The organism is Hugenholtzia roseola DSM 9546 (assembly GCF_000422585.1).
Lineage (GTDB): Bacteria > Bacteroidota > Bacteroidia > Cytophagales > Bernardetiaceae > Hugenholtzia > Hugenholtzia roseola.
Map to the genome: position 1 here is coordinate 22533 of NZ_KE383886.1, position 6780 is coordinate 29312.

Consider the following 6780-nt stretch of genomic DNA (forward strand, 5'->3'; position numbering starts at 1 on the left):
TTTTTGATATAAAATTAGATGCAACGGTAAGATGATACACCTGCAAAAATGGCTACGCGAGCATTTTGGTTTTCCCAAACGCCAGATACAGGGCTTGTTGGTCTTATTGCCCCTACTTTTTGTCTTTCCCTTTATGGTGCATTTTGCACAAAAAAAGCGTTTGCAGGGCAATATAGAGTCTGAATTGAGGGTAGAAATGAGCCAAAGAGGAGTATATGATGCCAAAGCCGACAGCCTCGCCGAATTATTGGAAGTGGCGGCATTAAGCGAAGAAAAAATAGAGTTGCGCCTTCCTACTTCGCCCTTCGACCCCAACACTTGGCAGGCGCAAGATTGGCAAAAAGCAGGGCTTTCGCCAAAATTAGCTGCCCGCATAGAAAATTATTTGCGAAAAGGAGGCAAATTCCGACAAAAAAGCGACGTACAAAAAATATGGGGCTTTCCTGCCCAAGCCTATCAAGCCCTTGCACCATTTTTTACGCTGCCCGACACTTTTGTATGGGAAAAGAAACAATACGCCAACAAAAAAGACAAGTACGGCGATAAGTACGGCGAAAAATCTTCTTCTTCCTACTCAAAAGATAGCCTTTTGGCAAATAGTGAAAAACCGAAGTGGGATTCGAAAACAAAAAAAGAAACCGCCACCATTCCCCTTTTCAACCTCAATACGGCTAACGAAACTGATTTGGAGGCTCTAAAAGGCATAGGCGCAGTCTTGGCAGGGCGCATTGTCAAATTTAGAAACAGTTTAGGGGGCTTTCATAGCCATGCCCAACTTCAAGAGGTGTACGGACTTTCGCCCGAAGTAATTGATTTATTAGAAAAACAAACTTTTATCGAAACCAAAGACATCACCCCCATTTCCCTCAACCAAGCCGACTACAAGGCTTTGAGTGCGCACCCTTACATACGAAAAAAAGCAGGTATTTTGGTAAATTATAGAAAACAACATGGCAACTACCGCACTTGGGAAGATGTCTTGCAATCATCGGCTTTCACCAAAGAGGAGTTAGAGAAGGTCAAGCCTTACTTGCGTTTCTAAAAAGGTTTGGAAAACCTCGCCGACGGGCAACGCAGGCAGCAGCAAAATCGCACGAACAACGACAAAAGTTTGAAAAATACAAGTTTTAAAAAAAACCTCGCCGACGGGCAACGCCCTCGGCGACGGTTAGCAATTTAATCCAAAGCAATGCTACCTTCGCTTACTTGGTCTAAAATGTATTTGCTATGATGGGCAAGGGGGGCAAGTTCGCTTTTGATAAAAGGCAGAACGCGCTCTTGATATGATTTAGGGTAGAGGATATGCACGTTCGGTCCCGCATCTAAGGTAAAGCAAATCGGAATTTGCGTCTGTTGGCGGAAAAATTGGATAGCTTCGATGGCTCTTAGCGTATTGGGTTTCATCAAGACAAAAGATGGCTCGGAAACCATCATGAGGGCATGAAGCACAAAGGCTTCTTTTTCGGTGATGTCTATAAATTTTTCCAAATCGCCACTTTGTAGGGCTTCCAACATCAAAACGGCGTGCTTATGTGCCTGCTCGTATCGAATGGCTGAAAAAGGATTCTGATTCATAAGGGCGTGTCCTGCGCGGCTCGAAACGCTTTTTTCGCCTTCGTGAATAAGCAAAATGGTGTCTTGATAATCTTCAAAAATAGGGTGCAGGGCTTCAAAAGGCACGCCCCACTCTTCGGAGGTTTCCCACTGTTTGGAGGTTTTGCCCCAAATGACGGCTCGCCCATGGATAGAACGGGCGGCACTTCCCGAACCCAAACGCGCCAAAAAGGAGGCTTTCTGATAGAAATCGTCTTGCGTGAGGGTTGTGCCAAAAAGCACCTCTTCCATCGAGCAAAGACACAACGCCAATGCCGCCATACTCGAAGCAGAGGAAGCAATGCCTGCCGAATGTGGAAATGAATTGTGAGAGAAAATCTCTAAGTGTAGGTCGGCTAAAAAAGGAAAAATGGGTAGGAGGCTTTCTAAAAATTTCTCTATTTTGGCTTCGAAGGCAGGAGCAGGCTGGTCTTCAAAGTAAAATTCGAGGCTGATTTTTTTATCAAAACGCGCTTTTGAAGCCTGTTGGCGTGGTAAAAAGGCGAGTGTTGTTTCGGTATAGGAAGCCGAAAGGGTGAGGCTCACCGAAGGATTACGCGGTAGCTGCAAGCCATATTTGCCCCAATATTTGACTAAGGCAATGTTAGAAGGGCTGCGCCAAGCCACTTTGCCACTATTTTGGCGTGCGTTTTCTAATTTGAGCGAAGGATTTGAATAACGTATCATAAAAAAATGGCGTTTAGAAACCCTAAGCCGAAACCGACTTAGGGCGAGGGTGAGGGAGGTTTTTATTTTTTGGCTATCACTTGCAGGGCTTTGGCTACGATATTTTTGGCATCTAAGCCATATTTTTTCATCAAATCTTCGGGTGTGCCGCTTTCGCCAAAGGTGTCATTCACGCCCACAAATGCGATAGGCGTAGGTTTTTCCTCTGCCAAGACCTGCGCAATGATGCTACCCAAGCCGCCGCGAATTTGGTGTTCTTCTGCCGTTACTACTGCGCCCGTTTTGATTGCCGATTTGATAACGGCTTCTCTATCCAAAGGTTTGATGGTGTGAATGTTGATGACTTCGGCAGAAATGCCTTGTGCGGCTAAGATTTCGTGCGCTAAAAGTGCTTCCCAAACCAGATGCCCTGTGGCAAAAATCGTAACTGCCGTTCCTTCTTGTAAAATTTGCGCCTTTCCGATAATAAACGGCTCATTTTCAGGCATAAAGACAGGAACTTTGGGTCGTCCGAAGCGCAAATAAACAGCACCCTGCCAATCGGCAATCGCGATAGTAGCCGCTTTGGTTTGGTTGTAGTCGCAGGGATTGATAACCGTCAGGTGGGGGAGCATCTGCATCAGACCAATATCTTCCAAGATTTGGTGAGTTGCGCCATCTTCACCCAACGTCAGCCCCGCATGAGAAGCGCAAATCTTGACATTTTTGCCCGAATAAGCGATAGATTGACGAATTTGGTCATAGACCCGACCCGTAGAAAAATTGGCAAATGTGCCTGTAAAAGGAATCTTGCCGCCAATGGTCAGCCCTGCCGCAATGCCCATCATATTGGCTTCGGCAATCCCTACCTGAATAAAACGCTCTGGAAAGGCTTTTTGGAAAGCGTCCATTTTCAGAGAGCCAGTCAGGTCGGCACACAAAGCCACGACTTGGGGGTTGGTCTTTCCTAATTCGAGCAGCCCTGCGCCAAAACCTGAGCGCGTGTCCTGCATTTGCGTATAGCTATATTTTTTCATCAGTTTGAGGCTTCAATTAGAGAGGAGATGTTTTCGAACCCATGCAGGTTGCGAAAGCCTTTGTAGCGACAAAGTTAGGGATTTATCGCTAAATAAGCCAAAACCAACTGCTCGCCTATTTTGCATCAAGCACTAATTTTTTGCAGCACCTCCCAAAAAAGTTGCGTAAGGGGAAAAGAGGCTTGTAAAAGTCTTTTTTACCTTACTCTATTGAACAAAAAAAACAAATTTTTATGAAAAAAATAAGCTTAGGCTTCGCGTTTTTATTTGCACTTTTCTCCTTTTGGGCTTGTAGTGAAAAGGAAGTAGATTTGCCCAAGCCACAAATAGACAAGCTCTATTATTTCAAAGACAACCTCGAAGGCTGGCAAGTAGATTTTGCCGACCTGCCGCGCACAGGACAAGAGATTTACGAACTCGACTTCGGGCATAGAAGCCTACCCGAACCTTTGGACACGCAGGAAAAGGCTTTGATGATACAAGGGCATAACCGTAGCGACGACCTTTTTATGTTTGCCAAAAAGCAAATCGAAGACCTCAAACCCAATACCGATTATGAGGTCATTTTCAAAATTACCCTTGCCAATAATGCGCCTGAAAGTTCAATCGGCATAGGAGGAAGCCCTGGTGGTTCGGTCTATTTGAAGGCAGGCGTTACCCTTATCGAACCTCAAAAACAAGCCGACGGCGATAGTTTGGGCTATGAGGGTTATACCATGAACATAGACAAAGGAAATCAGGCGGTTGGCGGCGCAGATATGCAACTTTTGGGGCATATCGGACACAACAAACACGAGGATTTTGTCTATACGATAATAGAAAGAATTAGCCCCGAACCCTTTATTTTTCGCACTGATGCCACAGGAAAGGCTTGGCTTATTGTCGGCACAGATTCTGGTTTTGAGGGACTTACACAAATTTATTACGATAAAATAGAGGTGAGTTTTGTAGAAAAATAAGCAATTCAGATGTAGGGACAAGGTACTGCCTTGTCCTAATTTTTTATATAAAACTGCCTTGCGAAGCTGGAGCTTCGCGCTACATAGAATTTAACGACACTGTGCTTGGGCTTTCAAAGTGCGTAGGTTTAAAACAAAGTCCTTAGACAAAGGCGTTTAAAAAAATAAGGCATACAGTTTTGGGCTTTTTCTTGAAAAAAGCGTAATTTTGGCAAATTCTAATCACGCACCTCAAAAACGTCTTTTTTGATATGAATTTCACTCTCACCGAAGAACAAATGGCTGTTCGCGATGCGGCTCGCGAATTTGCACAAAAAGAACTTTTACCCGAAGTTATCGAGCGCGACGAAGAGCAGCGTTTCCCTGCCGAGCAAATCAAAAAGTTAGGAGAATTAGGCTTTATGGGTATGATGACCCCTACTCAATATGGCGGCAGCGGCATGGACACTGTTTCCTACGTCTTGGCGATGGAAGAACTCTCTAAGATTGATGCTTCTGCTTCGGTTGTGGTTTCGGTCAATAATTCCCTTGTCTGTTGGGCTTTGGAAAAATATGGCACAGAAGCGCAAAAGCAAAAATACCTCACCCCATTGGCAAAGGGCGAAGTCATTGGCGCGTTCTGCCTTTCCGAACCCGAAGCAGGTAGTGATGCCACTTCGCAGCGCACCACAGCCGTAGATAAAGGCGACTACTATTTGCTCAATGGCACAAAAAACTGGATTACCAACGGCAATAGTGCCTCCATTTATTTGGTCATGGCACAAACCGACGTAGAAAAACGCCACAAGGGTATCAACTGCCTTATCGTAGAGCGCAACATGGAAGGCTTTGCAGTAGGTAAGAAAGAGCAAAAAATGGGGATTCGCGGCTCTGATACGCACTCTTTGATGTTCACTGACGTAAAAGTGCCAAAAGAAAACCGTTTGGGAGTAGATGGCGAAGGCTTTAAAATTGCGATGACAACCCTCAACGGTGGCAGAATTGGTATTGCGGCACAAGCCTTAGGGATTGCGTCAGGGGCTTACGAATTGGCTTTGAAATATTCAAAAGAGCGCAAATCTTTTGGCAAACCCATTCACGAACACCAAGCGATTGCTTTCAAATTGGCAGACATGGCTACCAAAATCGAGGCGGCGCGTTTGCTTTGTCTGAAAGCAGCCCAGCTCAAAGATGCCAAACAAGACTACGCCTTAGCCAGCGCGATGGCGAAATTGTATGCCTCACAGGTAGCGATGGAAGTTACTACCGAAGCCGTACAGGTGCATGGTGGCTATGGCTATGTACGCGAGTTTCACGTGGAACGCTTGATGCGTGATGCCAAAATCACCCAAATTTACGAGGGTACGTCTGAAATCCAGAAAATCGTTATTTCGCGTGCGCTTCTTACCGAAAACTAAGAAATAAAAGCGCGTTTTTTTCAAAACCTAAGCCCTTTCAAAAGGGCTTAGGTTTCTGTTTTTATAGGGTCAAAGGGTAAAATTTGGGCTTGCCATATAAATCTTGCAACAATTTGCGGTACTTTTCATAGGTTGTGAAAGCCTCTTGATGGCTTTGTATCCAAAAATTGATGAGATTTTCGTCGTGAGTGGCTTTGAGCTTGACTCCTGCGCCCGAAGGGTCGCCTAAAAGTGAAATGGCTACTTTTTGTATGATGCTCAAATCAAGGTTTGGAGTTGCCTTTTTTTCGGCAAAAACCGACGACGGATACCAATCGGAATAAGCACCCGAAAGCGTTTCCAGATTGCCATTCAAAGGCGTGAGGTGATAAAAACTAAGGCAGACCATGCCATGCGTTTTGGGTATAATTGCCCAACTTTGTGGCACAAGCCCCCCATGCACATATCCGACCTGATGCAACCAAGACACAAATTCCAACATACGGCTGGCTGCCCAAGCGACGTGTTTTTCCTCTAATTTTAAATCATAACACAAAGCACTTTCTTCGCCTGTCTGTACCAAAAGCCCGCCACCCTGCCAACTCATTTGGGTAGGTAGGTATTTGCGAAAGTGTTTTGAGGCATCATCTTTTAGGGCAAGAAGTGCCTGGTAATTTTGGTAGGATTTTTCTAAAATCTCTTTTTCGCCTTTGAAAAGATAGCTTTGCGCATCAACTTTGACAATCACCCCTGCGTCATCTTCTACTTCCTTTTCTAATTGTGCCTTAAATAAATTTAATTTCACAACAGCCTCATGTGCTTTTGGCAAATCGCATACGTCAGGGTGCAGGCGTTTGACCATTTCGGTATATTGTTTTTTGAAGTGAATACGGCTCAAAACCTCATCTGCACGTTGCGAAGTCAAGATTTTGATGATGAGCATTTCGGGGCTTATTGGATTCATAAAAGTAAAGGTTTAAAAATTATTTTTAAAAATAGAACATATAAATAGAACGCGGATTTAACGGATTTGACAGATAAACGCGAATTTTGGCTTTAAAATCTGTTTCAACCTGTTTAATCGGTGTTTTCTGTGTTCGAAAAAGAAACGCGGATTTTACGGATTTAACGAATAAGCACGAATTTTTT

General features: G+C 44.5%; 6 protein-coding genes. 3 read left to right on the plus strand and 3 right to left on the minus strand.

The window, feature by feature from the left end; translation table 11 throughout:
* Window positions 1-31 precede the first annotated feature (31 nt).
* Window positions 32-1042: a ComEA family DNA-binding protein gene (locus G500_RS0118685; protein WP_027003645.1), complete on the plus strand. Its 1011-nt coding sequence runs from the start codon at window positions 32-34 to the stop codon at window positions 1040-1042.
* Window positions 1043-1176: 134 nt separating this feature from the next.
* Here the strand turns inward: G500_RS0118685 and G500_RS0118695 are convergent, their stop codons facing one another.
* On the minus strand, window positions 1177-2280 hold the full coding sequence (locus G500_RS0118695) for a diphosphomevalonate decarboxylase (RefSeq protein WP_051203889.1): 1104 nt from the start codon (window positions 2278-2280) through the stop codon (window positions 1177-1179).
* A 62-nt stretch (window positions 2281-2342) separates the two neighbouring features.
* Window positions 2343-3296 carry a transketolase family protein gene (locus G500_RS0118700; RefSeq protein ID WP_027003647.1) on the minus strand — a complete coding sequence of 318 codons (954 nt, stop codon included), beginning with the start codon at window positions 3294-3296 and terminating at the stop codon, window positions 2343-2345.
* A gap of 233 nt (window positions 3297-3529) precedes the next feature.
* Between G500_RS0118700 and G500_RS0118705 the strand changes: the two genes are divergently transcribed.
* Together G500_RS0118705 and G500_RS0118710 are read left to right on the plus strand one after the other, a co-directional pair.
* Window positions 3530-4255: a hypothetical protein gene (locus G500_RS0118705; RefSeq protein ID WP_027003648.1), complete on the plus strand. Its 726-nt coding sequence runs from the start codon at window positions 3530-3532 to the stop codon at window positions 4253-4255.
* 251 nt (window positions 4256-4506) lie between these two features.
* A complete protein-coding gene (locus G500_RS0118710) occupies window positions 4507-5652 on the plus strand; it encodes an acyl-CoA dehydrogenase (RefSeq protein ID WP_027003649.1) in 1146 nt (381 codons plus the stop codon).
* 61 nt (window positions 5653-5713) lie between these two features.
* On the opposite strand, the gene G500_RS0118715 is transcribed toward G500_RS0118710, so the two are convergent.
* On the minus strand, window positions 5714-6595 hold the full coding sequence (locus G500_RS0118715; RefSeq protein WP_027003650.1) for a hypothetical protein: 882 nt from the start codon (window positions 6593-6595) through the stop codon (window positions 5714-5716).
* Window positions 6596-6780: the final 185 nt, after the last annotated feature.

What these genes read in the sequence shown, in the direction of transcription:
- G500_RS0118685 (WP_027003645.1), top strand. Translation starts at nt 32, where the DNA reads ATGATACACCTGCAAAAATGGCTACGCGAGCATTTTGGTTTTCCCAAA.
- G500_RS0118695 (WP_051203889.1), bottom strand. Translation starts at nt 2,280, where the DNA reads ATGATACGTTATTCAAATCCTTCGCTCAAATTAGAAAACGCACGCCAA.
- G500_RS0118700 (WP_027003647.1), bottom strand. Translation starts at nt 3,296, where the DNA reads ATGAAAAAATATAGCTATACGCAAATGCAGGACACGCGCTCAGGTTTT.
- G500_RS0118705 (WP_027003648.1), top strand. Translation starts at nt 3,530, where the DNA reads ATGAAAAAAATAAGCTTAGGCTTCGCGTTTTTATTTGCACTTTTCTCC.
- G500_RS0118710 (WP_027003649.1), top strand. Translation starts at nt 4,507, where the DNA reads ATGAATTTCACTCTCACCGAAGAACAAATGGCTGTTCGCGATGCGGCT.
- G500_RS0118715 (WP_027003650.1), bottom strand. Translation starts at nt 6,595, where the DNA reads ATGAATCCAATAAGCCCCGAAATGCTCATCATCAAAATCTTGACTTCG.